We start from the raw sequence: 22,728 nt of genomic DNA, 5'->3' as shown, positions 1-22,728 counted from the left end.
GAAGTGCCTTCAGTGCAGAGAGCCGGGGCGCAGAATAGTACCCCGGGGCTATTGGAAGAGGCCGAGGCACGGCTTCGGCGTCACATGGACATCAGTTGATAATGTCGCCGGTGCCAGAAGCAACAAACGCCCTCAACTGCCGAACGAATTCCGCGTCGTAAAGCTCCCACTCCACAATCTCCCCAACCACCCGCAACGGCTCCGCACTCCGATACGACCGCGTTGGATTCCCGGGAAATTTCTTGTTGGTGACATTCGGGTCGTCCTCAAACGGCCCGGTCGGCTCCACCACATACACACGCGGTCGCCCCTCACCCTTGGCCATCTCCGCAGCCAACCCAGCGCCTTTGGCAATCGTGGTGAAGTAGATGTGGTTCATCACCACACTGTCGCGATAGTTGGACCGGAACCCCGCGCTCAGCAGTTCGCCCACCGCGAGGTCTGCGCGGGTGCCGTGATAGAACGGCCCGGCGACCTGGTCGCAGGTGTCATGCGAAACGGGTGTCCATTCGGTGTCCTGCGCCATCGGCACTGCCCCTGCGTGTCCTGCCGGATCGACAGGCCGGCGAGTCTAGGGCGCCCGGTGGGCCTTGCTGCAAGGCCCCATCCGGGAAATAATCTGTAAACGGGAGGCGCGGTGCGCCTCTTTTTTTCATTCTGCGGCGGCGCGCCCTTCCAGCTCACGCACGGCGGTTTCCAGTGCGTCCAGCTTCTCGCGGGTCTTCAGCAGCACGGCGCGCTGCACTTCGAACTCCTCACGGGTGACCAGGTCGAGTTTGGCCAGGCCGGCCTGCAGCGCGCTCTTGAAGGTGGCCTGCAGTTCCTCGCGCGATTCGCGCAGGCCCGGCGGCACCAGGTCGCTGAGGCGACGGGCGAGGTCATCGATGTGGTTCAGGTCGATCATGGGGTGCTCCGTGGGGTAGGGCGGGCCGTGCAGGCCACAAGGATACTGCTGGGCCGGGCGCCCGCACAGGCATGGGCTGTTTCGCACTGCGCGTGTTCAGGCGCTATCCTCCACGCCGGAAGACAGGAGATAGACGATGAAGATGGTCATGGCGGTGATCAAGCCGTTCAAGCTCGACGACGTGCGCGAAGCGCTGGCCGAGCGTGGGGTCACCGGGATCACGGTGACGGAAGTGAAGGGCTTTGGTCGCCAGAAGGGCCACACCGAGCTGTACCGTGGCGCGGAGTATGTGGTCGATTTCCTGCCGAAGGTGAAGCTGGAAGTGGCGGTGACCGATGACCAGGTTGAGGCGGTGGTTGAGGCGATCGTGAAGGCGGCAGGCACCGGCAAGATTGGTGACGGCAAGGTGTTCGTGTACGACCTGGGCAGCGTGGTGCGTATTCGTACCGGTGAGTTGGACGCGGACGCGTTGTAAGCCTTTTGGCGGGATGTTGTAGAGCCGAGTCGATGCTCGGCTGCATTTCGCGCGAGGCAGGAAGAGCAGTCGAGCGAGCTCGATCTCTGCAGGTGAAGCAGGTAAAGCGGTCGAGCAAGCTCGACCCCTACCAAAGCAAAGCACTTACCGGCGCTTCGCCCACTTATAGAACCGCTTCCAGCCCTGGCGCACGGCGGCGACCCAGCCTGGGTCGGCCACCAGTGCGGCCTGCGCGGCACTCGGCGCCTGGCCGGTTACGCGCTGGCGGATCTTCAGCAGGTTCTTCATGTCGCTGCGGCGCATCTGGCGGCTCAGCGGGTTGCGGCGCAGCCAACGCGGGGCCCGCCAGGCCGAGGTGAAGTCCAGCAGCACCGGCACGCCGCCACTGACCACCACATTGGTGCCATGCAGGTCGTTATGGGTAATGCCGGCGGCGTGCAAACGGCTGAGCGCGTGCTGCAGCTGCTCGAATACTTCATTGCCGACGGCCTGCGCAGTGCTCAGGGTCTGGCCGGGGATGAATTCCATGCCCAGCGCCAGGCCACCGAGGGTGCCGAGCAGCGCGGGGGCATGCTTCCAGCCGCCGAGGCGCTGCAGCATGCGGGCTTCACGGCGCACCATCAGTCGCGCGATCAGTGAAACGGGAGTGCCGCGGTAGCGGGAATAGTCCTTGATGACCGCCTCGCGCCCGTCCAGGCAGGTGCGATAGACGTCGGGGGCCAGGAAGCGTTCGCCGCGCTTGAGCAGCAGCGGGGCTGCGGCGTCATCGCCGCAGGAGGAGGGGGGCAGAGCAGGAAGATACATGTCGGGGTCTCGGACGACCCGGTGGGTGGCGCAAAGCGTCAAGCGAACCGGTGTTACAGGGAGTTACTAAGTTTTCGTTAATTTTAGTACTCGTCAGTTCGCTATTCCACGATTTGTCGGAGAAATGTCGGGGTCGTGGCTGGAACAGTTCGTCACGCTGAATCGGACAATTCCGTCTCACTTGTCGGAGTGGGCCTTTCAGATCAGGCAGTTGTGCCTTCCTGCCGTCCATTCATTCGCGTTCCGCTGAACGCCGCGCACGCCCGGCTTGACCCCGACGCACGGCCTGCCGACCATAAGCTGTTAATTCGCGACATCGGCGGCCGCCCCTCTCCGGCACGTCCCCGTCCCCTGCCGCGGTCCCCTCCGGTGCTGGCCGCCTGGCCGTGCATCGCCCTGATTCCCGTTCCGGCTGCGGCTGGAGGAAAGTGCTTTGATCATCAAAATCGTCATCGCAGCGCTGTTCGTCGCCTGCGTGCTGTACATCCACTTCCGTGGAAAGGTGCGCGCGCGTTGGTCGCGCCAGCTGCTGGACCATTCCAGTTTCATGGCCCCGATCAACGTGGTCATGTACATGTTCTCGAAGGTACCGACCACGCCGTTCCTGGACCCGGCCAAGGAGTTCCCGCAGCTGGAGCCGCTGCGCCAGAACTGGCAGATGATCCGCGATGAGGCACTGGCGCTGCGCGATGCACAGAAGATCGCCGCCTCCAGCACGTTCAACGACGCCGGCTTCAATTCGTTCTTCCGCCGTGGTTGGAAGCGCTTCTACCTGAAGTGGTACGGCCCGTCGCACCCGTCGGCGAAGGCGATGTGCCCGAAGACCACCGCGCTGCTGGAGTCGCTGCCGGACGTGCGTGCGGCGATGTTCGCGCAGCTGCCGTCGGGCAGCGAGCTGCGCCCGCACCGCGATCCGTTCGCCGGTTCGCTGCGCCTGCACCTGGGCCTGGCCACGCCCAACAATGACGGCTGCTACATCGAAGTGGACGGTATCAAGAAGAGCTGGCGCGACGGTGAGTGGATGATGTTCGACGAGACCTACATCCACCACGCGCACAACGAGACGCCCGATGACCGCGTGATCCTGTTCTGCGACATCGCCCGCCCGCTGCACTTCGGCCTGCCGGGCCTGTTCAACCGCGCAGTGGCGGCCACGCTGCTGGCCGGTGGTGCGTCGCCGAACCTGCCGGGTGACCCGACCGGTGGCGTCAACAAGGCGTTCGGCAGCGTCTACAAGGTGCGCCTGAAGGCCAAGGCACTGCGCGAGCGCAGCGTGGTGGCTTACCAGGTCATCAAGTGGGGCTTGGTGGTGGCGGTGATTGCGGGTATCTGGGCGCTGTAAGCGGACCGCCGCCGGGCATGGCCCGGCGCTACCGGAAAACGAAAAAACCCGCGCTGTCGCCAGCGCGGGTTTTTGCTTTGGTAGGTGCCAACCTTGGTTGGCACGCTTTCCGATCAGCCCTTCAGTGCCGCCTGCACGAACGGCGGGGTCACCAGCACGCCGGTGTGCAGCGCGGCGGTGTAGTACAGGGTCTCGAAGGTCTTGGCGGCCGAGTCGGCCTGGCGGAAGTCGAAGCTGCTTTCGCCCTTGCGCGCCAGGGTCACGCTCCACCAGCCGGTGGGGTAGCACGGCTGCGGGAACGGCAGGGTCTTGAACGAGCCGAAGCCGGCCTTGCCCATCTCGGTGCGCATTTCGTTGATCAGTTCCAGCTGCATCAGCGGCGACTCGGACTGCTGCACCAGGATGCCGTCGTCCTTCAGGGCCTTGAAGCAGCTCTCATAGAACGCCTTGTTGAACAGGCCTTCACCCGGGCCGACCGGATCGGTCGAATCGACGATCACCACGTCCACGCTGCCGGCCGGGCAGTTGGCCATGTAGGCCACGCCGTCGTCGAACATCAGCTCGGCGCGCGGGTCGTCGTTGGAATCGCACAGTTCCGGGAAGTGCTTGCGCGCCATCACCGTCACCTGCTCATCGATGTCGCACTGGGTCACGCTCTCCACGCCCTTGTGCTTGAGCACTTCGCGCAGGGTGCCGCAGTCGCCGCCGCCGATGATCACCACGCGCTTGGGCGCGGCATGGGTGAACAGCACCGGGTGGCTGATCATCTCGTGGTAGAAGAAGTTGTCCTTGCTGGTCAGCATGATGGCCCCGTCGATGGTCATCAGGTTGCCCCAGTCAGTGGTCTGGAAGATCTCGATCTTCTGGAACGGCGACTGCACCTCGTCCAGCTTGCCGGTGATGCGGTAGCCGATGGCCGAGCCCGTGCGCTCGAAGTGTTCGATGTACCAGTTGTTGCTGTCAGTCATTGGAAAACAGTCCTGTTCGGAGGGGTGAAGCCGGGCTGGCGGGCGGGGCCGCGTGGCACAGATGCCACATCCGGACGGATCGGCCCGTTCAGGTTGGAACCTGCCACGGGCGCGGGCGCGCATGATAACGAACCTGTGGGCATATAGGCGTTATCATGCCCCCCCTTTTATTGCCAACAAGGCCGACTGCAATGACCGATTGGTCCCTCGACCAAGCCCGCAAGACCTACTCGATCCCGCATTGGGCGGACGGTTACTTCGACGTGGATCAGGCCGGGCACATGGTAGTGAGACCGACCGGGGCAGACGGCCCGGTGGTGTCGCTGCCCAAGGTGGTGGACGCGGCCCGTGCGGCCGGTGCCAAGCTGCCGCTGCTGGTGCGCTTCCCGGACATCCTGGGCCAGCGCCTGGGCAAGCTGCAGGCGGCCTTCACCCAGGCCCGCGCCGATTGGGATTACGCCGGTGGCTACACCGCCGTCTATCCGATCAAGGTGAACCAGCATCGCGGTGTGGCCGGCACCCTGGCCAGCCATCACGGCGAGGGCTTTGGCCTGGAAGCGGGCAGCAAGCCGGAACTGATGGCGGTGCTGGCGCTGTCGCGCCCGGGCGGTCTGATCGTCTGCAACGGCTACAAGGATCGCGAGTACATCCGCCTGGCCCTGATCGGCCGCAAGCTGGGCCTGCAGACCTTCATCGTTATCGAGAAGCCGTCCGAGCTGAAGCTGGTGCTGGAAGAATCCAAGGCGCTGGATGTGAAGCCGGGCCTGGGCGTGCGCATGCGCCTGGCCTCGCTGGGCGCTGGCAAGTGGCAGAACAGCGGTGGCGACAAGGCCAAGTTCGGCCTGTCGCCGCGCCAGCTGCTGGACCTGTGGAAGTCGCTGCGCGATACCGAATACGCCGACTGTCTGAGCCTGCTGCATTTCCACATGGGCTCGCAGATCTCCAACGTGCGCGACATCGCCAACGGGATGCGCGAAGCCACCCGCTACTTCGTCGAACTGTCACAGCTGGGCGCGAAGATCACCCATGTGGACGTCGGCGGCGGCCTGGGCGTGGATTACGAAGGCACCCGTTCGCGCAGCTTCTGCTCGATCAACTACGGGCTGCATTCGTATGCCAGCAACATCGTGCAGCCGCTGGCCAATGCCTGCGAAGAACACGGCCTGCCCCCGCCGCGCATCGTCACCGAGTGCGGCCGCGCGATGACCGCGCACCATGCGGTGCTGATCGCCAACGTGTCTGAAGTGGAACAGGCGCAGGAAGGCCGCGTGCCGGACCAGCACGACGACGAGCCGGCTTCGATCCGCCACCTGCGCGAGATCCACGAGGAACTGGACGTGCGCCCGGCGGTGGAACTGTTCCAGGAAGCCCAGCATTTCCACGCCGAAGGCCTGTCCAGCTATGCGCTGGGCCAGATCGACCTGCCGCAGCGTGCGCGCATCGACGATCTGTTCTACGCCATCGCCCACGGTGTGCGTGCGCGCCTGAGCTATGACGAAAAGAGCCATCGCCCGGCGCTGGACGAACTGAACGAGCGCCTGGTAGACAAGTACTTCGTCAACTTCAGCGTGTTCGAATCGATTCCCGATGCGTGGGCGATCGACCAGGTGTTTCCGATCGTGCCGATCGAGCGCCTGAACGAGACGCCGGACCGTCGCGGCATCATCGCCGACATGACCTGCGATTCCGATGGCATGGTCAAGACCTATGTCGAGAACGAAAGCCTGGACAGCTCGCTGCCGCTGCACGCAATGAAGCATGGCGAGAGCTACCGCATCGGCTTCTTCATGGTCGGCGCCTACCAGGAGATCCTGGGCGACATCCACAACCTGTTCGGCGATACCGACGCGGTGGAAGTGCTGGCCGATGCCGATGGTTACGCCATCACCCAGCAGCGCCGCGGCGATACCACCGACGTGATGCTGGACTACGTGGGCTACAAGCTGGATGACCTGCGTGCGGCCTATGCCGAACGCGTGGCTTCGGCCGACCTGTCGCCGGAGCGCGCGCAGGAGCTGTCCGAAGCGCTGGAAGCCGGCCTGACCGGCTACACCTACCTGTCCGACGAACCGCTGGTCTGAGGTAAACGGGAACGCCGGGCATGGCCCGGCGCTACCGGCCCTGATGAGCGCCCGCGCGATCTTCCACCTGTTCCTGCATGCCGCCGTGCCAGCGTTGCTGGCATGGCTGTTCTGGCGCAAGCGCTTCGCCTCGGCGTGGCTGCTGATGCTGCTGGGCTGGATCATCGATCTGGACCATCTGCTGGCCGACCCGATCTATGCACCGAACCGCTGCAGCATCGGTTTCCACCCGCTGCACACCGCACCGGCGATTGCGGTCTATGCCGGGCTGTGCGTGCCGAAGAAAACGCGGTTGTTCGGCATCGGTTTGATCATCCACATCGTGCTGGACGCGATTGACTGCTGGTGGATGCATCACCGTTGATGCATGGGTGGATGCCGACCTTGGTCGGCGCTTTTGATGCGTGTCGACCAAGGTCGACACCTACCGGGTGCACGGCGACCAGTCGAATTGACGCTTGGTAGAGCCGGCCGTCAGGTTGGCCGCTTCACCCCAACGGCAACCACAACGTCGCACGCAATCCCGGCTGCGCATTCTCAAGCGCCAAGCGCCCGCCATAACTGGCGGCGATATCCCCCACAATCGCCAGGCCCAGCCCACTGCTGCCCTCGCGCTCATCCAGCCGCACGCCACGCTGCGTGACCTGTGACAGTGACTCCGCGGCCAGGCCCGGACCGTCATCACGTACTTCGATGCGTAGCTGCCCGTCACTGCTGTCTGCGGTGACGTCCACCTGCTGTTGCGCCCACCGCCCGGCGTTATCCAGCAGGTTGCCCAGCATTTCTTCCAGATCGGCACTGGCACCGGCGAACTGCAGCGCCGGATCGATGCCTTCCGCCGTGAACGCAATGCCGCGTTCGCCATGCACGCGTGCCATCAGCCTGCACAGTGCTTGCGCGACAGCGGCCACGTCGGTGCGCTGGCGATGGTCGGCGGCCAGCCCGGCAGCCAGGTAACGGTCAACACTGGCCTGCATGCGTGCGCTTTGCTCGCGCACGGTGGTGCGCCAGTGCGTGCCGTCGCCATCGGCCTCGGTGGCCAGCACGCTCAGCGGGGTTTTCAGCGCATGCGCCAGATCCTGTGCGCTGGTACGCGCGCGCGCCACCATGCGTTGCTGGTGCTCCAAAAGCGCGTTGAGTTCTTCGCCCAGCGGTGCGACCTCCGCACCCAGCCCCTGTGTATCGATGCGCTGCGCGTCGCCGCGACGCACCCGTTCCAGCTGTGCACCGAGGCGATGCAGCGGACGCAATCCGAAGTGCACCTGGCTGGCCAGCACTGCCAGCCACGCGGCTACCAGCACGGCCAGGGCGATGGCCGTGCGCTGACGGAATGCGGCCACATCCGCATCCAGCGCACTGCGGTCGGTGGCGACCACGACCACGAACGGCTCGCTGGCGCGCGGCAACCGCACCTGCTGCACACGTGCGCGCAGGGATTGCTGCAGCGGCCCGCTCAGATTGCGCGTGGCCGGCCCGCTGGTCGTGGCCGGCAGGGTTTCATCCCACAGCGAGCGCGACTGCAGCAGCACACGGCCATCGGCACCGGCGATCTGCCAGTACGCACCGGAAAACACCCGCTGGAAGCGCGCGTCGTTCGGTTCCTGGCGCAGGCGCAGCTGTCCTTCCGGATCCACTTCGGCCTGTGCCAGCAGGGTCAGCATGTCCTGCTGCAGTTCGTGGTCGAGCCGGTCACGCGCGCTGCGCTTGAACAGTTCGCCCAGCAGTGAACTGGCCAGCAGCGAGACCAGCAGCAGGCCGACGCCGCCGGCCAGCAGCAGGCGCCGTCGCAATGAAGGCTGCCGGGTCATGGCGCGGCCAGCCGCCAACCCTGGCCGCGCACGGTCTGGATCAGCTCGGTGCCGAGCTTGCGACGCACCCGCCCCAGCAGCACGTCCAGCGCGTTCGAGTCCGGATCGTGGCCGCCATCGAACACCTGTTCGCCCAGACGGTCGCGGCCGATCACCTGGCCGCTGTGGTGGATGAAGTAACTGAGCAGGCGGAACTCCTGCGGGCTCAGCGACAGCGCCTGCCCATCCAGTTCGAAGCGGCCTGCATTGACGTCCAGTTGCAGCGGGCCGCAGTGCAGGCGCGGGCTGGCGTGGCCATGGCTGCGGCGGATCAGTGCGCGCAAGCGCAGCACCAGTTCGTCGGCCTGGAACGGTTTGGTCAGGTAGTCGTCGGCGCCGGCATCGAAGCCGGCCAGCTTGTCGTGCCAGCGCCCGCGCGCGGTCAGCACCAGCACCGGAAAGCTGCGGCCATTGCCGCGCCAGCGCTCGATCACGCTCAATCCGTCCAGCCCGGGCAGGCCGAGGTCGACGATGGCGGCCTGCAGGTCTTCGATCTGGCCGATTTCCTCGGCCTCGCGCCCGTCGGCAACCACGTGCACCACGTAGCCGGCCTGTTCCAGCAGGGGCAGCAGGCGCTGTGCCAGCGCAGCATCGTCTTCGGCCAACAGGATGCGCATCAATCGTCCAGCTCCGTCTTCAGCAGCTTTCCGCTGCGCGCATCATAGTCCAGCTCCACCACCACGCCGTCGCCGCGCAGGATCTCCACCTCGTAGACGCCATCGTCCAGCTCCACTTCCAGCAGCTGGCCCGGGTAGCGCTTGAGGGCATCGCGCACCACGCTTTCCAATGGCACGTAACGGCCTTGCTGCACGGCGCGGCGCGCGACCTGCTGCGCCGGATCCTGTGCGGGCGCGGCGGCGGTCGGGGCGCTGGCCAGGGCCAGCAGCAGGGGCAGGGTCGCAAGCATGGCGGATGCGGAAAGGTAAGGGGAACGGGCGTGAGTGTGCTGGTGGCGACTAACCGTTGGCTAACAGGGGCGGCTAAGACGCTGTTAACCACGGGGTGCATCGTGGCCTTGCCGGGATGGTCCGGTCACGAACACGAACAGGAGAACCCCCATGTTGAAGTCGCTCACCCTCGCCACTGTTGCTCTGCTGGCCATCGCACCGGCTGTACAGGCCGCGCCGCTGGGCATGGCCCAGGTCGAACAGACCCTGCGCAAGGCCGGCTACACCCAGATCCACGAGATCGAACGCGATGACGGCCTGTGGGAAGCCGACGTGAGCCGCGCCGACGGTCGCTTCAGCGAGGTCTACGTTGACCCCAAGACCGGCGAGATCTTCGATGAGCACAGCAGCCGCGCACTGTTGACCACCGAGCAGGTGCTGGCACGGGCACAGGCGCATGGCCTGCGCGAGATCCATTCGCTGGAACGCGATGGTGCGACGTGGTCGCTGGAAGCGCGCAATGCCCGCAACCAGAAGGTGGACGTGCGCCTGAGCGGATATGACGGCCGCATCCTGCACAGCGAGCGCGATGGCTGGCTGGATTGATTCGCGTGCCGGTAGGTGCCGACCTTGGTCGGCACGGAAAGCAGAGCGTGTCGACCAAGGTCGACACCCACCGGCACATGCAAGGTCGACACCTACCGGACACGTGCACCGGTAGTGGCCGACCTTGGTCGGCCCAGGCCCGACGCGGGGCTTACCAACCAAACGGCGGCGGGTAATCCCAATAGCCCGGGCCGCGGCCGTAGTAGCCGCCGTACGGGCCGTAGAAGCCTGGGCCCTTGCCTTCGCTCACGTGGATGTTGACGTTGACCCCATGGGTCTTGCCTTCATCGGTGGTGTAGTTCTTGCTGAGGTTCAGGGTGGCGGCGTTGTAGTGGCTGTTGCCGCCGTTCTTGGAATAACCGATGCCGGTGGTGAAACTGCCCGACACCTTGACCTTATCGTCGGTCACGTCGGCGATCTTCGCGTCGTCGTGCACGCGCGGGCCGCTCTTGTCGCCGTAGAACGTGCCCGGCGGGTCCTGCTTCAGGCTCGCATCGTTCAGATAGCGCATCGGTGCCTGCGGCAGCGACAGATCCAGCCCGGTCGCCTGCGGCGCGGTCGCGCCAGCAGCGGACTGGGCCAGCACGGTTCCCGGCAGGGCCAGGCACAGCAGCAGGGTCAGGGGGCGGATCATGACGGCGCTCCAGCGGACAGGTGGCCACGCAACACGCGGCGGTACAGGCCGACGCTAGCAGGGGCTGCTTGAATGATGCCTGTCGGCGCCGGATTGGGGTAGAGCCAGGCCATGCCTGGTTGCGCGCTACAACCGCCCGAACCCGAACAGCCCCTGCAGCGGGTGCTTGCGCCGCTCGATCCGGGCCCGCAGCAGCTGCGCGCCGATCATCGAATAGGTGATGCCGTTGCCGCCGTAGGCCATGGCGAAGTGCACCCGTGGCCCCCATTGATCGTGCGGGCCGAAGAACGGCAGGCCGTCCGCCGTTTCGGCAAAGGTGCCGGCCCAGGAAAACGCCGGCACCGGGTCCAGCCGTGGGAACCAATGCAGCAGCTGTTTCATCAGCTTGTCGGCCTTGCGTTCTACGCGCCGATCACGGCGGGCGGGAATGTCGATGGCGTCGTCCAGGCCGCCCACCAGCAGGCGGCGATCGCCGGTGGCGCGCAGGTACAGGTAGGGACGTGCACTCTCCCACACCATCGTGTTGCGCAGGCGGCCCAGCACGTCCGCATCGATCGGGTCGGTAATGAAGGCATAGCTGCTGCGGTTACGTGCGACGCGCTGCTGCAGCCACGTCTGGTTGGCGTAGCCCATTGCCAGCACCACATGGCGGGCGTGAATCGTGGCGCCGCCCTCGGTGAGTGCGGTCACCCCCCGCGCGCTGGGCGTGAGCGTGTGCAGCACCGTACGGTCATGCACATTGCCGCCGCGCCGGCGCACGCGCTGCAGCAACCCATAGGTCAGGCGATAGGGATCGACCCGTGCCGCCTGGCGTGTGAGCAGGGCACCACCGGCGTCCACGTCGAAGCGTTCCTGCAGTGCCTCCGGGCCGAGCCAGCGGGCATCCAGGCCAATGCTGCGCCGGGCCTCACCCTCGGCCATCAGGGTGGGGACGTCACGGTGGCGGCTGGCCAGGTACAGGCTGTCCATGCGCTGGAAATCAACGTCTTTCAGACCGCGAGCGACCTCGCCCAGCGCCGGAATCGCCTCGGCACAGGCCCGGTAGGCCAGCGCGGCGGCGTCCTGGCCATAGCTTTGGGCCAGTTCCAGCAGATGGGTATCTATCTCGTACTGCAGCAGCGCTGTGCTGGCGGCGGTACTGCCCCAGCCGATGTCGCGCTGCTCGATCACCGCCACGTCGTGGCCATGCCGGGACAGTTCGTCGGCAATCAGCGCGCCGGTGATGCCGCCGCCGACCACCAGCACGTCGCAGCGCAGGTCCTGCTGCAGCGGGGGAAAGGCGTGGATCAGGCCGTTGCGTACCGCCCACCACGGGTAGCCACTCTTGAGGTCCATGGTCGTGCGTTGCTCAGGCGGTGGGGCGGCCGGTGTGCGGGGTCTGGATCAGTTCGGACAGATCGAAGCCCTGCAGGCGGGCCGCCGCCAGATAATGGTCCTGCACGGTCGCGTCCAGGCGTGGCTCGCGCGCCAGCAGCCACAGGTATTTACGGTCCGGGCTGCCGACCAGCGCCACGCTGTAGTCCGGAGCAACCTGGATCACCCAGTAGTCGCCCTTGGCGAACGGCAACCAGCGCAGGCCCTTGGGCAGGAAGCTCACCTCCAGCCGCGCGCTGTCGTTGTCGACGGCACAGGCCTCGCCGGTGGCTTCCTCGACCTCGCCGTCCATACGGCAGCGGTTGGTGACGCCGACGTTGCCGTTGTCGAGCAGCGTGTAGTGCGCCGACACGTCGGTGCAGCCCTCCGGTTCATGGCGCATAGGCAGGCGCGCGATCTCGTACCAGGTGCCCAGGTAGCGCGGCAGCTTGAGGTCGGCAACGGTCTTCAGCGGCGGGTGATCGGTCATTGGCGGTCGTTGCAGGGGTGGGCCTCCACGATGCCGATGGCCTTGCCATGAGCGGGTGAAGCCGGGGCGATGGCCGTGTCCAGAACGTTCCGTCGCCCCGGCGGAGCGCCCGTTGTCACCGGCGCGGCGGTATCCTGCAGCCAGCGCCGTGTTTTCCTGATCCAGACGAGGTGGAGGTGCCGATGTACCAGGTGATCCTGTTGAAGAGTGAATCCGCGTTCGCACGCGAACAGTGGCCGCAGGTCGATGACCTGGTTGACTACGAAGGCGTGGCCTACAGCCTGCGTGCCGGCCCGCGCCAGCCGCTGCCGACCGACCACGACTGGCACCCTGTGGCGGTGTATGCGCCCGATGAGATCACCGAGGAAGAGTTCCAGGACTGGTACGCGCTGCAGCAGCCCACGGTGGAAGAGCTGCGCCTGAAGTACTGATGCTCGACGCTGCCGGGGCCGCCCATCCGCCCTTTACCGGCTCTGCCGTATAGTCGCGCGCAGGCGCGGTGGTCCGCGCGAACCGGTGTGGCTGGCTTGTCTTCTTTCCTGCGATCGATCCGTGCACGAGGGCCCTGGTGGGTCCTGATGCTGTGCTCCGCCCTCCTGCTGTCCGCGCCGGTGCTGGCACAGGATGAGGACCTCACGCCAAAGCAGCAGTTGGCGCAGATCGAATCCAGCCTGAAGGAGATCGACCGCAAGCGCGGTGATGCTTCGGCCATCGAGACACTGGCCATGTTGTCCGAGGACGCCTCGAAGGCGCGGCGTGAAGCCGAGGCGCTGGAAAAGGAGCTGCAGCCACAGTTGGTTCGCCTCGACGAACAACTGGCGCAGTTGGGTACGCCTGCCGAGGGCACCACCGAGCCGCCGGAACTGACGGCGCAACGGCGCAGCATCACCAAGCAGCGGGACGGACTGGCCGCGTCGGTAGCGCAGGCCAAGACCAGTGCCGTGCGTGCCCAGCAGCTGGCGACCGACATCGACCAGCAACGCGTCGCGCAGCGCACCGAAGAACTAGGGCAGAAGGTTGCCTCGCCGTTGTCTCCCGCGCTGTGGAGCAAAGTTGCCGAGCGCCTGCCGATCGATATCGCACGCGTTGCGCCGTTGGCCGAGCAGGGGCGCGATACCTTCGTCGCCGGCATCCGGGCCAATGGCTGGGGCACGCCGTTGCTGGGCCTGGTGGCTGCACTGGTCATGATGTTCCCGCTGCGGTTGTGGCTGCGCCGGCTGGGTCGTCGCTTTGCTGCGTCCGAGCGTGCACCCGATGGCCGCCTGCGGCGTTCTGGCCTGGCCATGTGGCTGCTGCTGGTGGGGACACTGCTGCCCGGCTATGCCGTGGTGGTACTGATGGCGGCGCTGGACGCCATCGATGCCATCGCGCCGCGCCTGCAGGTGGTGGCCGACGGCCTGGAGACGGCTACCTTCCGCGCCGCCTTCATCGCCGCGCTCAGCGCCTGCATGCTGGTTCCCAAGCGGCCCTCGTGGCGGTTGCTGAATCTGGATGACACCGCCGCACTGAAGCTGCGCAAATACGCCTGGGGTGCGGCGGCGCTGGCCTGGCTGAGCACGGTGCTGGTCGCCCTCGATCAGGCCACGCGTACCAGCGACGTCACCACGGTGGCGCTGGATGGCCTGATTGCGCTGACCTACCTCGGCCTGATCATGGCCATGCTGGTGACCCTGGCGCGCCTGCATCGCCGGCAGACCGCCGAGGCCGAGGCCAAGCTGGAGGCGCAGGCCGATGGCGTGGGTGCGGCCACGCCGGTGCGCCGCAGCAGTTGGCTGGTATTGGCACGCGTGGCGGGCAACATCGCTGTGGCAGCGGCCATCATCGCCACCCTGCTGGGCTATCTGAACTTCGCCAAGTTCGTGAACCAGCAGTTGATCGGCGGCAGCATCGTGGTGCTGGCGGCGACGCTGCTGTTCAAATTCGTCGATGACCTGAGCACGTGGATGCTCAATGCCGACAGCAAGGTTGGCCAGACCATTCTGCTCAGCACCGGCCTGAGCGTATCGCGGCTGGAGCAGGCTGGCGTGCTGCTGTCGGCGGTTCTGCGTACCTTCGTGGTGCTGATCGCGCTGCTGGCACTGGCAGCGCCGTTCGGCAACATCGGCTCGGTCGTTGAACGCGTGGCCTCGCTGGCCAACGGCATCCCGATCACCAAGGACCTGACGCTGCAACCCGGCCGCATCGCCATTGCTCTGCTGGTGATGCTGGTCGGCCTGGCTGTGACCCGGCTGCTGCAACGCTGGCTGACCGACACCTATCTGCCCAAGACCGAGCTGGACCTGGGGGCGCGCAACTCGATCAGCACCATTGCCGGTTACGTCGGCATCATCCTGGTGGGACTGTGGGCGTTGACCGCCATGGGCCTGAACCTGAAGAACCTGGCGCTGCTGGTCAGCGCGCTGTCGGTGGGTATTGGTTTCGGCCTGCAGGCGATCATCCAGAACTTTGTCTCGGGCCTGATCCTGCTGGCCGAGCGCCCGGTGAAGATCGGCGACTGGGTGAAGCTGGGTGACCAGGAGGGTGACATCCGCCGCATCAACGTGCGTTCGACCGAGATCCAGGTGAGCGACAAGTCGACGCTGATCGTGCCGAACTCGGAACTGATCACCAAGACCATCCGCAACATGACGATGGGCAACAACCAGGGCCGCATCCAGATCCAGTTCGCGGTGCCCACCAGCACCGATGTCGGCAACCTGCGCCAAGCGTTGCTGGATGCGTACACCGCGCACACCAACGTGCTGAAACAGCCGGCGCCGACGGTCTACATCGACAGCATTGCCGGTGGCCAGATCACCATCAACAGCTTCGCGTACGTGGCCAGCCCGCGGCAGGTGTATGCGACCCGCAGCGATCTGTACTTCAGCCTGCTGCAGATCCTGGCGGAGCGGAACATCCCGCTGTCGACCCCGACCGACATCCACATCACCCGCGATCCGCAGGAGTAGGGGTTGTTCTGCAGGGCTGCGCCCTGCACCCGCTACAAGCCGGAGCAAAGGCAACAGCAACGGCAACGGCAACGGCAACGGCAACAGCGGGCATTCCGTGGGATGGCGGGGCGGTGTCGGAGTGCGGGGACGCCGTAAATCCGTCCATGGAGGCTTGGCAGCCGCATCCATGCGGCTGACACCCCGCACTCCGACACCGCCCCACCTCTGACAGATTCCTGCGGCTGTCGGTAGGTGTCGACCTTGGTCGACACGTCTGTCAGATATCGAAATCAATCTGGGGTCAGATCCGTTTTCCTCCGGAAAACGGATCTGACCCCAAGAGTATTTCCGACAGATCGCGGAAAACTGTCGAAGGCGGGGTGGGTCCGGTTGCGGGAGTGTCCGCGGCATGGATGCCGCGGACAAGCCCCCATGGACGGGTTTACGGCGTCTCCCGCAACCGGACCCACCCCGCCATCCCACGGAATGCACGCTGTTGCCGTTGCTGTTGCTGTTGCTTCGGCTGTTGCTTCGGCGGGTGCAGGGCGCAGCCCTGCAAAGAAACCCCTACCCTCGTGGCCGGCTGCGCGACGGCACCAGTGCGAACGTGTCCACCGCCAGCTTCTCCGCATGGTTCAACCACGCGCGGATCTCCAGATCATCTACTTCGTGGTCCAGCCCGAACGACACGTTGATCTTGCCGTTGGCATCGGGCTGCACCCACTGCTGCGCCAGCACCACCTTGCGCTGCGAGGACACCGCCTCGATCCAGAAGCCGCGATCCGGGCGCGTGCTCGCCACCAGCTGCAGCATGTACTGGCCGGCACGGGTGCGGCGGCCCTTCTGGGTGATCATGTGCGCCTGGCGCACGCTCGGGCGCGGGCCCTGGAATGCGTCCAGCGGTGCATCCACCGCGATGCCCCCGCGCAGGTCGTTGTCGCGGTACAGCTTGATGCCGTTGTCGCGGTTGACCAGCAGGGCGCACCAGTCACCGTCGGCTGAGCCATCCTCGAATGCGGTGCAACGGTCGACGTAGGCCAGGGTGTTGTCCGGGTTGGCATCATCGAACTGGCGCGAGGTGTTTTCCAGATACACGGACTTCAAACCCCAGTCCTTGTCGTACTCCAGCAACACCGGTGGCTGCACGTGCTGCAGGCCCACCACCACCTGGTCATCGCCATCGATCTTCAGCTCGCGGGTCGGTTCGCCCAGCCACAGTGAGCGGGCGAAGGCCAGGTACTGCGGATAGTCACGGCCGCCATCGCGCTGGGTGGCTACGCTGGCGCTGGGCGCGCGCTGGGTATCGATCAGTGAACGGCCGAAGCCCATCGTCTTCAGGTTCGGGTCCAGCAGGCTGAGCAGGGTCGCACCCGAATCCAGGGTGGTGCCGGCATCGGCGCTGAGCTGCTGCGGGGCAATGCCATCGCCCAGGAACAGCAGCAGGTTCTCGCGCTTCTGCCGGGTCAGGATATGGGTCAGATCGTTGGGCATCGCCAAGTGGTCGGAAGCGATGACGATCAGTGTGTCCTTGCCGTACGGGCTGGCCTGGATGCGTTCGACCAGCTGCGAGATCAAGCGGTCGCTGCACTTGAGCGCGTTGAGCATGTTGATGTTGCCGTACTGGCTCTGGTAGCGCTCGCCCTTGCACGACACCGGCAGATGACCTGCCGGGTGGTGGGTATCCATTGTCAGCGTGGTCAGCATGAACGGTGAACCGGCGCGCGAGAGCTGCTCGAAGCGCTGGTAGGCGGTATCCAGCAGCACGTCATCGTGCACGCCCCACGCCGAGTAGTGGATGCGGCCGATCTTCTTCTGCTGCTTGAACCACGCCAGGTCATGCACTTCATCGAAGCCGTGGCTGGCCAGGAACTGGCCCTTGCCAGCGAACTGGCCGTTGGCACCACCCAGGTAATGGTTGGTGTAGCCCTGCTGCTTGAGGTAATCGCCCAGGCACACGGCCTTGGGCAGGAAGCTGCCCATGCGGTCCATGCTGTTCTCATCACCCTGCGAGGTGGTCAGCGGCACGCCGCACATCGATGACACCAGGCCGGCGATGGTCCAACCGCTGCCCTCAGCAGAGGCAAGGCCGCGCACGTCCAGCGACTCAGATGCCAAGCGGTTGAGGTTGGGCATCAGGCCCGGGAAAACGCTCTCGTCCAGATAGGTACGTTCCAGGCTTTCGCCGTAGATCCAGACGATGTTGCGCGGACGCTGCAGCGGCTGCGTCGGCACCTGGTACTCGGGGGCAATGCGGGCGAAGTCGACCGGACGCAGCTGCTGGTACAGGCGCTGGCCGTCGCGGGCCAGCGGGCTGATCATGATCGTGGCCACCCACACGGCCGCGAAACCGGCGAACAACGCGCCACCGTGGCCGGGCCGGCGCCAGCGCTTCACCTGCGTCGCGAACAGCGGCAGCAGCGAGACCAGCGCCAGCACGATGAAGCCGGCGATATAGCCCTTGAAATCGGAGACTCCGGCGCCTTCCATATCGGCGCCGAGGTGGTACAGGGTGGCGGCATTGAGCCCATCACCGGAGAGTTTGTCGATCAGCCACCATGCGCTGAGCATGAGCAGCAGCAGCGAGAGTGAACCGGCCTTCCACCACACCCATTTGCCGGATGCGAGAAACAGCCAGCACAGCAGCAGCAACGACAACAACAGTATCCAGAGCATAGGCAGCTTCGGCAGTGACGGGATGTTGATGGACGTCGTACCGACGCGTGTCCATCCGACCGGCGCTGTCGCAAGCACATACACATGACAGGCCGATGACCCGATAGTGCATGCACGAACCTGACTGAAATGTTTGTTGAAATGACGCGCGCGCAATCGCGTTCAGAAGGTAAAACGAGCGTGAAAGGGTTCGTTGGATTGCATTAAAAACCGCATGAATACGGATGTTTTCATTGATGCGCTAGCGATGCCCGCGTTCTTCGCGCGCCCGCGCACGACGATCGAACAACAATGCGCTGGTAACGATGCCCAGCCCGAGCACCACGCCGATGAACAACAGAATCACGGCGATGAGCGGGTAGCCGAACAGATGCCAGCCGGTGTCGATCTTCATCATCATTGCCGCAGCCATGATCAATGCCGCGCTGATGATGCCGGCCGCCACACGGTTGGCGATCTTCTGCAGGTTCTCCATCAATCGCGATTCTTCCAGGCCGGTCACCTTCATCTGCAGGCGGTTCTCGGCCAGCAGCGCCATGATGTCCGACAGCTTGCGCGGCCCATCGCGCAGCAGCTGCTGCAGCTCCATCGCCTCGCTGGCGAGGTTGGCGGCAGACAGCGATTTCTTCAGGCGTGCGCGCATCACGTGCTGCAGCTGGCGCTCGACGATGCGGCGGGTATCCAGGTCCGGTGCCAGCAATCGGCATACGGTTTCCAGATTGAGCAGGGCCTTGCCCAGCAGGCTCAGCTCCGGCGGCGTGCGCAGGCCGCAGGCGGTGGCGATGCGCACCAGGTCCAGTACCACGCGGCCTTCCGAGAAGCTGCCACTGGCGGCGTAGCGCGCGATCAGCTGGCCGGTCTCGCGCAGGTAGCGCTCTTCGTCGAATGCCTCCAACCGCGTGCTGATGCTGATCAGGTCGTCGGCCACTTCTTCGCCACGGCCATCGACCGCGGCGAACAGGATCTTCAGCAGCCGCTCGCGCAGGCGCGGCGGCATGTGCGCGACCATGCCCAGGTCGAAGATCGCCAGCCGTCCATCGGGCATCACCCGCAGGTTGCCGGGATGCGGGTCGGCATGGATCTCGCCATGCACGAAGATCTGGTCCAGGTAGCCGCGGATCAGCGCCGCCGCCAGCGGGTCCATCGATTGTTCGGTGCGGCGGACATCGGGAATCGCATCCACGCGCACGCCGGTGGCCAGTTCCATGGTCAGCACGCGCTGACTGCTGTAATCCCACAGCGGCTGCGGTATCCACAGGCGGCGGAACGGCTTGAGATGGCGGCCGAAACGGGCCAGGTTCTCGGCCTCGGCGTGGTAGTCCAGCTCCTGCATCAGGGTCTTGGCGAACTCGTTGAGCCAGTCGCGCAGGCGCACCCGACGGCCGACCTGGGTCAGATGGTCGGCGGCCAGCGCGAAGCTGCGCAGTGCCTCCAGGTCCGAGCGCAGCTGAGCAGCGACCTCGGGTTTCTGAACCTTCACCGCCACCTGGCGGCCATCGTGCAGCACCGCGCGATGCACCTGCGCGATCGAGGCACAGCCCAGTGGCTCGGGATCGAACGCGGCGAACAGCTTGTTCACCGGCGCGCCCAGCTCCTGTTCGACGATGGCATGGATGCGAGCGACCGGAATCTCGGCCACCTTTTCCTGCATGCGCTCCAGCGCCGTAGCGAACTCCACTGGCACCATGTCCGGTCGCGTGGACAGCATCTGGCCCAGCTTGACGAAAGTCGGCCCCAGGGCTTCCAGGTCGCTGACGAACTGTTCCGGGTTTCCGTCGGCGGGCACGTCGGCCTGATTGCTGGCGGCGTCCAGGTTCATGCCCGAGAACACGCCCGAATGGCGATAGCGCATCAGCAGGCGCAGGATCTGGCTGCGCCGGTTCATGCCCTTGACCAGCGGAGGGTTGCCATTGGTGGTGGGCGGATTGCTCAAGCGGAACTCCCATGCGACGGATACAGGTAGTGCCGGCCGCTGGCCGGCAATGTCCGGAACTGCGCGGTTGCCGGCCAGCGGCCGTCACTACCGGATTCCGCAGTGTCGCCGGGGGGCGGTAGGCATGCAGTGAATCCGACCGCTTCCGCAGTCGCCCCGGTATCGGTCAGAATCCGCTCATTCCCTCTCTTGGATCCCCCATGGCCGGTGCCAGCCTGTTCGCCCTGCTCGACGATATCGCCTCCCTGCTCGACGACGTCTCGGTGCTGACCAAGGTCGCGGCGAAGAAAACCGCCGGCGTGCTGGGCGACGACCTTGCACTGAACGCGCAGCAGGTGACCGGGGTCAACGCCAACCGCGAACTGCCGGTGGTGTGGGCGGTGGCCAAGGGCTCGCTGGTGAACAAGGTGATCCTGGTGCCAGCGGCGCTGGCGATCAGCGCGCTGGAAGCTTGGCTGCACAGCCGCGGCTGGAACGTACCGCTGATCGTGCCGCTGATGATGATCGGCGGCGCCTTCCTCTGCTTCGAGGGCGTGGAGAAGTTGGCGCACCGGTTCCTGCATTCCGCCGATGAGGACGCCGAACACCAGGCCGAGCGGCGCAAGGCGCTGGCCGATGCGCAGGTGGACATGGTCGCGTGGGAAAAGGACAAAGTGAAGGGCGCCATCCGCACCGACTTCATCCTCTCGGCCGAAATCATCGTGCTGTCGCTGGGCGTGGTTGCGACGGCGTCGTTCATCAACCAGGTCAGCACCCTGGTGGTGATCGCGCTGGCGATGACCGTGTTCGTCTACGGGCTGGTCGCCGGCATCGTCAAGCTGGACGACCTGGGCCTGTATCTGTCGCGCAAGGGCGCGGCGCTGGCGGCAGTTGGCCGCGGCCTGCTGGTGTCGGCCCCGTGGCTGATGAAGTTCCTGTCGGTGGCCGGTACCGCGGCGATGTTCCTGGTCGGTGGCGGCATCCTGGTGCACAACGTGCCGGCGCTGCACCACGCGGTGCAGGCGCTGGGCGGTGAAGGCCAGTGGGGCTGGCTGATCAGTGCCGTGGCCAACATGGTGGTCGGCATCATTGCCGGTGCGATCGTGCTGGCGGCGGTGACCGGGTTCCAGAAGCTGCGCGGGAAGTAAGCGACGGCCCTTTGTCCGGTAGAGGCCGACCTTGGTCGGTGCTTTGTTTCCCGCGTGTGCCAACCAAGGTTGGCACCTACCGAAGCAGTTTCCGGTGTGCCGGGAAACTACCCTGCCTGCACCCGGTTCTTGCCCTGCCGCTTGGCCGCATACAGCGCGTCATCGGCGCGCCGCAGCAGGGTTTCTATATCGTCGCCGGGCTGCCATTGCGCCAGTCCGGCACTGAAATGCACTGGTACGCGCCGATCCTGTACGGTCAACACGCGGTGCGCCAGCGAGCGCTGCAGGCGCTGCACGGTGGCCATGCTGTCGGCACCCTGGGTTTCCGGCAGCACCAGCACGAACTCGTCGCCACCCAGCCGCGCGATGCCGTCGGTGGCGCGCAGCAGCAGCTTGCACACGGCCACCAGGTGCTGCAACAGCGCATCGCCACCGGCATGGCCATGCGCATCGTTGGTCTGGTGGAAATCATCCAGGTCGATCACCGCCACGCCCAGCGGTGAGTTGTTGCGCGTGGCGCGGGCCAGCTCGCGCTGCAGCAGTTCGTCCAGGCCGCGGCGGTTCAGTGCCTGGGTCAGTGGATCGATGCGGGCCAGGTCGCCGGCCGCGCGCAGTTCCTGCTCAAGCTCGGCGATGCGCTGCTCGGCACGTTCCACTTCCTGGCGCGCGCTGGCCAGATGATCGCGCGCCTGTGCGGCCTGCTGCTGCACCTTGCCGGTATCGCGCATCACTTCCTGCAGCAGCTGGTTGAGGTCGGCGATGCTGCGTGCCTCGCGCAGCTGCAGTGCATAGCTGCCGATGCGATCGTGGTACTCACCGGTGCTGGTGGCCATGCCATCCATGCGCTCGATGAACTCACCCATCAGCCCGCGCATCGCCGCCTTCGAATCGTCGATGCCCTGGCGCAGCAGGCCCTGCTTGTAGATCACTTCGCGCAGTTCGGCGCGGGTGCGCTCCACCGCTTCGGCTTCCAGCGGTCCGTCCAGCAGGTGGCGCACTGCGGCGATCTGGCCCTGCAGCCAGCTGCGGTCGTCCAGCAGTTCGCTGACGTTCTCCAGCAGCAGCGCGAACAGCTCAAGCAGCAGCGCCTGCTGCTCCTGCCAGCTCTCGGCACGCACGCCGACCTGATGGCCGAGCTCGCGCACGCCCTGTTCGATCGGTTCCAGCGCCGTGCCCGGTTGCCACTGGCGCAGTTGCATGGCGAGCGTCTGCGCCTGCTCGCGCAGGTCCGGATCGTGCTGCAGCAGGGCCACCACCGCGCCGCCCAGCAGCAACCGCAGCTGCTCGGACAGGCGCAGGCTTTCGGGCTGGCCATCCGGCGAATGCTGTTCGATGGTTCGGATGTACTTGTCGATCAGCTGCCGCATCGCGCGCCCGTAGCGCGGCCAGTCGGCACTGGCCTGCGCCGACTGCAGGCGGTCGCCCATGTCGCCCAGTTCGCCGGGCAGGGTGGCCATGCCGTTGGCGAACGCGGCCAGCAGTGGTTCCGGTGCATCGGCGCCGGCGAACAGCTGCTGCAGGGCCACGCCGCCACCGCCCTGCAGCACCACGCGGTCTCCCAGCCCGTCATCCACCACCGCGCGCACGCGTGCCGGCGGCCCAAGGGCGGTACCGGGGGCAGGGCGGTGGTCGGGCTGGTCCGTCATGGAGCAAATCCTGGGGGCTGGCAGGGAC

21 protein-coding genes are annotated in these 22,728 nt (G+C 65.9%); 8 read left to right on the top strand and 13 right to left on the bottom strand.

What is annotated here, in order from left to right; translation table 11 throughout:
* Window positions 1-91 precede the first annotated feature (91 nt).
* Window positions 92-526, bottom strand: coding sequence for an NAD(+)--rifampin ADP-ribosyltransferase (gene arr, locus DI041_RS04805; RefSeq protein WP_136639279.1), 435 nt, complete (start codon window positions 524-526; stop codon window positions 92-94).
* A gap of 126 nt (window positions 527-652) precedes the next feature.
* On the bottom strand, window positions 653-904 hold the full coding sequence (ubiK, locus tag DI041_RS04800) for a ubiquinone biosynthesis accessory factor UbiK (protein WP_136639278.1): 252 nt from the start codon (window positions 902-904) through the stop codon (window positions 653-655).
* A gap of 136 nt (window positions 905-1,040) precedes the next feature.
* Between ubiK and DI041_RS04795 the strand changes: the two genes are divergently transcribed.
* Window positions 1,041-1,379 (top strand): P-II family nitrogen regulator, encoded by a 339-nt coding sequence (locus DI041_RS04795; RefSeq protein ID WP_005411374.1) that lies wholly within the window; start codon window positions 1,041-1,043, stop codon window positions 1,377-1,379.
* Window positions 1,380-1,523: 144 nt separating this feature from the next.
* Here the strand turns inward: DI041_RS04795 and DI041_RS04790 are convergent, their stop codons facing one another.
* Window positions 1,524-2,183: an RIO1 family regulatory kinase/ATPase domain-containing protein gene (locus tag DI041_RS04790; protein WP_136639277.1), complete on the bottom strand. Its 660-nt coding sequence runs from the start codon at window positions 2,181-2,183 to the stop codon at window positions 1,524-1,526.
* A gap of 436 nt (window positions 2,184-2,619) precedes the next feature.
* On the opposite strand from DI041_RS04790, the gene DI041_RS04785 reads away from it, so the two are divergent.
* Window positions 2,620-3,525: an aspartyl/asparaginyl beta-hydroxylase domain-containing protein gene (locus DI041_RS04785; RefSeq protein ID WP_046984214.1), complete on the top strand. Its 906-nt coding sequence runs from the start codon at window positions 2,620-2,622 to the stop codon at window positions 3,523-3,525.
* Window positions 3,526-3,638: 113 nt separating this feature from the next.
* Here the strand turns inward: DI041_RS04785 and speE are convergent, their stop codons facing one another.
* Window positions 3,639-4,493, bottom strand: a complete 855-nt coding sequence (gene speE / locus DI041_RS04780) for a polyamine aminopropyltransferase (RefSeq protein WP_136639275.1) — start codon at window positions 4,491-4,493, stop codon at window positions 3,639-3,641.
* A gap of 191 nt (window positions 4,494-4,684) precedes the next feature.
* On the opposite strand from speE, the gene speA reads away from it, so the two are divergent.
* Both speA and DI041_RS04770 read left to right on the top strand, forming a co-directional pair.
* Entirely contained in the window at window positions 4,685-6,574 is a 1,890-nt protein-coding gene (gene speA, locus DI041_RS04775; protein ID WP_136639274.1) for an arginine decarboxylase, read from the top strand.
* 43 nt (window positions 6,575-6,617) lie between these two features.
* Window positions 6,618-6,938 carry a DUF6122 family protein gene (locus DI041_RS04770; RefSeq protein WP_005411369.1) on the top strand — a complete coding sequence of 107 codons (321 nt, stop codon included), beginning with the start codon at window positions 6,618-6,620 and terminating at the stop codon, window positions 6,936-6,938.
* 124 nt (window positions 6,939-7,062) lie between these two features.
* Here the strand turns inward: DI041_RS04770 and DI041_RS04765 are convergent, their stop codons facing one another.
* The 3 genes from DI041_RS04765 to DI041_RS04755 are packed head-to-tail and all read right to left on the bottom strand — an operon-like array spanning window position 7,063 to window position 9,328.
* The gene (locus DI041_RS04765) at window positions 7,063-8,382 is read right to left on the bottom strand and encodes a sensor histidine kinase (RefSeq protein WP_136639273.1); all 1,320 of its coding nucleotides are present in this window, start codon (window positions 8,380-8,382) and stop codon (window positions 7,063-7,065) included.
* Window positions 8,379-9,038 carry a response regulator transcription factor gene (locus tag DI041_RS04760; RefSeq protein WP_136639272.1) on the bottom strand — a complete coding sequence of 220 codons (660 nt, stop codon included), beginning with the start codon at window positions 9,036-9,038 and terminating at the stop codon, window positions 8,379-8,381. Before DI041_RS04760 ends, DI041_RS04765 begins: the two co-directional genes overlap by 4 nt.
* Window positions 9,038-9,328, bottom strand: coding sequence for a PepSY domain-containing protein (locus DI041_RS04755; RefSeq protein WP_099589012.1), 291 nt, complete (start codon window positions 9,326-9,328; stop codon window positions 9,038-9,040). The genes DI041_RS04760 and DI041_RS04755 overlap by 1 nt, the downstream gene beginning before the upstream one ends.
* A 151-nt stretch (window positions 9,329-9,479) precedes the next feature.
* Between DI041_RS04755 and DI041_RS04750 the strand changes: the two genes are divergently transcribed.
* Window positions 9,480-9,914 carry a PepSY domain-containing protein gene (locus DI041_RS04750; protein WP_046984202.1) on the top strand — a complete coding sequence of 145 codons (435 nt, stop codon included), beginning with the start codon at window positions 9,480-9,482 and terminating at the stop codon, window positions 9,912-9,914.
* A 151-nt stretch (window positions 9,915-10,065) separates the two neighbouring features.
* Here the strand turns inward: DI041_RS04750 and DI041_RS04745 are convergent, their stop codons facing one another.
* The 3 genes from DI041_RS04745 to DI041_RS04735 form a co-directional block, all read right to left on the bottom strand.
* Entirely contained in the window at window positions 10,066-10,548 is a 483-nt protein-coding gene (locus DI041_RS04745) for a hypothetical protein (protein WP_006399397.1), read from the bottom strand.
* 126 nt (window positions 10,549-10,674) lie between these two features.
* Window positions 10,675-11,883 (bottom strand): NAD(P)/FAD-dependent oxidoreductase, encoded by a 1,209-nt coding sequence (locus DI041_RS04740; RefSeq protein ID WP_136639271.1) that lies wholly within the window; start codon window positions 11,881-11,883, stop codon window positions 10,675-10,677.
* Between the two features lie 13 nt (window positions 11,884-11,896).
* Window positions 11,897-12,391, bottom strand: coding sequence for a lipocalin family protein (locus DI041_RS04735; RefSeq protein ID WP_136639270.1), 495 nt, complete (start codon window positions 12,389-12,391; stop codon window positions 11,897-11,899).
* 182 nt (window positions 12,392-12,573) lie between these two features.
* On the opposite strand from DI041_RS04735, the gene DI041_RS04730 reads away from it, so the two are divergent.
* Together DI041_RS04730 and DI041_RS04725 are read left to right on the top strand one after the other, a co-directional pair.
* The gene (locus DI041_RS04730; protein WP_006399378.1) at window positions 12,574-12,822 is read left to right on the top strand and encodes a hypothetical protein; all 249 of its coding nucleotides are present in this window, start codon (window positions 12,574-12,576) and stop codon (window positions 12,820-12,822) included.
* 147 nt (window positions 12,823-12,969) lie between these two features.
* Window positions 12,970-15,339: a DUF3772 domain-containing protein gene (locus DI041_RS04725; protein WP_136639269.1), complete on the top strand. Its 2,370-nt coding sequence runs from the start codon at window positions 12,970-12,972 to the stop codon at window positions 15,337-15,339.
* A gap of 549 nt (window positions 15,340-15,888) precedes the next feature.
* Here the strand turns inward: DI041_RS04725 and DI041_RS04715 are convergent.
* Both DI041_RS04715 and DI041_RS04710 read right to left on the bottom strand, forming a co-directional pair.
* Window positions 15,889-17,994, bottom strand: coding sequence for a phosphoglycerol transferase I (locus tag DI041_RS04715; RefSeq protein ID WP_136639140.1), 2,106 nt, complete (start codon window positions 17,992-17,994; stop codon window positions 15,889-15,891).
* Between the two features lie 241 nt (window positions 17,995-18,235).
* Window positions 18,236-19,927 (bottom strand): ABC1 kinase family protein, encoded by a 1,692-nt coding sequence (locus DI041_RS04710; protein ID WP_136639141.1) that lies wholly within the window; start codon window positions 19,925-19,927, stop codon window positions 18,236-18,238.
* Window positions 19,928-20,127: 200 nt separating this feature from the next.
* Between DI041_RS04710 and DI041_RS04705 the strand changes: the two genes are divergently transcribed.
* Window positions 20,128-21,054 carry a DUF808 domain-containing protein gene (locus DI041_RS04705; RefSeq protein WP_046984841.1) on the top strand — a complete coding sequence of 309 codons (927 nt, stop codon included), beginning with the start codon at window positions 20,128-20,130 and terminating at the stop codon, window positions 21,052-21,054.
* 107 nt (window positions 21,055-21,161) lie between these two features.
* Here DI041_RS04705 and DI041_RS04700 read toward each other — a convergent pair whose 3' ends face one another.
* A complete protein-coding gene (locus DI041_RS04700) occupies window positions 21,162-22,700 on the bottom strand; it encodes a GGDEF domain-containing protein (protein WP_136639142.1) in 1,539 nt (512 codons plus the stop codon).
* Window positions 22,701-22,728 lie beyond the last annotated feature (28 nt).

The organism is Stenotrophomonas maltophilia, from assembly GCF_004920835.1.
Lineage (GTDB): Bacteria > Pseudomonadota > Gammaproteobacteria > Xanthomonadales > Xanthomonadaceae > Stenotrophomonas > Stenotrophomonas maltophilia_AQ.
This window is presented reverse-complemented; position numbering and strand designations above follow the sequence as displayed.

Excerpts from the sequence above, each read along its gene's own strand:
- ubiK (WP_136639278.1), bottom strand. The coding sequence starts at position 904 with ATGATCGACCTGAACCACATCGATGACCTCGCCCGTCGCCTCAGCGAC.
- speE (WP_136639275.1), bottom strand. The coding sequence starts at position 4,493 with ATGACTGACAGCAACAACTGGTACATCGAACACTTCGAGCGCACGGGC.
- DI041_RS04730 (WP_006399378.1), top strand. The coding sequence starts at position 12,574 with ATGTACCAGGTGATCCTGTTGAAGAGTGAATCCGCGTTCGCACGCGAA.
- DI041_RS04725 (WP_136639269.1), top strand. The coding sequence starts at position 12,970 with ATGCTGTGCTCCGCCCTCCTGCTGTCCGCGCCGGTGCTGGCACAGGAT.
- DI041_RS04790 (WP_136639277.1), bottom strand. The coding sequence starts at position 2,183 with ATGTATCTTCCTGCTCTGCCCCCCTCCTCCTGCGGCGATGACGCCGCA.
- DI041_RS04755 (WP_099589012.1), bottom strand. The coding sequence starts at position 9,328 with ATGCTTGCGACCCTGCCCCTGCTGCTGGCCCTGGCCAGCGCCCCGACC.
- DI041_RS04715 (WP_136639140.1), bottom strand. The coding sequence starts at position 17,994 with ATGCTCTGGATACTGTTGTTGTCGTTGCTGCTGCTGTGCTGGCTGTTT.
- DI041_RS04745 (WP_006399397.1), bottom strand. The coding sequence starts at position 10,548 with ATGATCCGCCCCCTGACCCTGCTGCTGTGCCTGGCCCTGCCGGGAACC.
- speA (WP_136639274.1), top strand. The coding sequence starts at position 4,685 with ATGACCGATTGGTCCCTCGACCAAGCCCGCAAGACCTACTCGATCCCG.
- arr (WP_136639279.1), bottom strand. The coding sequence starts at position 526 with ATGGCGCAGGACACCGAATGGACACCCGTTTCGCATGACACCTGCGAC.
- DI041_RS04705 (WP_046984841.1), top strand. The coding sequence starts at position 20,128 with ATGGCCGGTGCCAGCCTGTTCGCCCTGCTCGACGATATCGCCTCCCTG.
- DI041_RS04700 (WP_136639142.1), bottom strand. The coding sequence starts at position 22,700 with ATGACGGACCAGCCCGACCACCGCCCTGCCCCCGGTACCGCCCTTGGG.
- DI041_RS04760 (WP_136639272.1), bottom strand. The coding sequence starts at position 9,038 with ATGCGCATCCTGTTGGCCGAAGACGATGCTGCGCTGGCACAGCGCCTG.
- DI041_RS04750 (WP_046984202.1), top strand. The coding sequence starts at position 9,480 with ATGTTGAAGTCGCTCACCCTCGCCACTGTTGCTCTGCTGGCCATCGCA.
- DI041_RS04740 (WP_136639271.1), bottom strand. The coding sequence starts at position 11,883 with ATGGACCTCAAGAGTGGCTACCCGTGGTGGGCGGTACGCAACGGCCTG.
- DI041_RS04770 (WP_005411369.1), top strand. The coding sequence starts at position 6,618 with ATGAGCGCCCGCGCGATCTTCCACCTGTTCCTGCATGCCGCCGTGCCA.
- DI041_RS04765 (WP_136639273.1), bottom strand. The coding sequence starts at position 8,382 with ATGACCCGGCAGCCTTCATTGCGACGGCGCCTGCTGCTGGCCGGCGGC.
- DI041_RS04795 (WP_005411374.1), top strand. The coding sequence starts at position 1,041 with ATGAAGATGGTCATGGCGGTGATCAAGCCGTTCAAGCTCGACGACGTG.
- DI041_RS04735 (WP_136639270.1), bottom strand. The coding sequence starts at position 12,391 with ATGACCGATCACCCGCCGCTGAAGACCGTTGCCGACCTCAAGCTGCCG.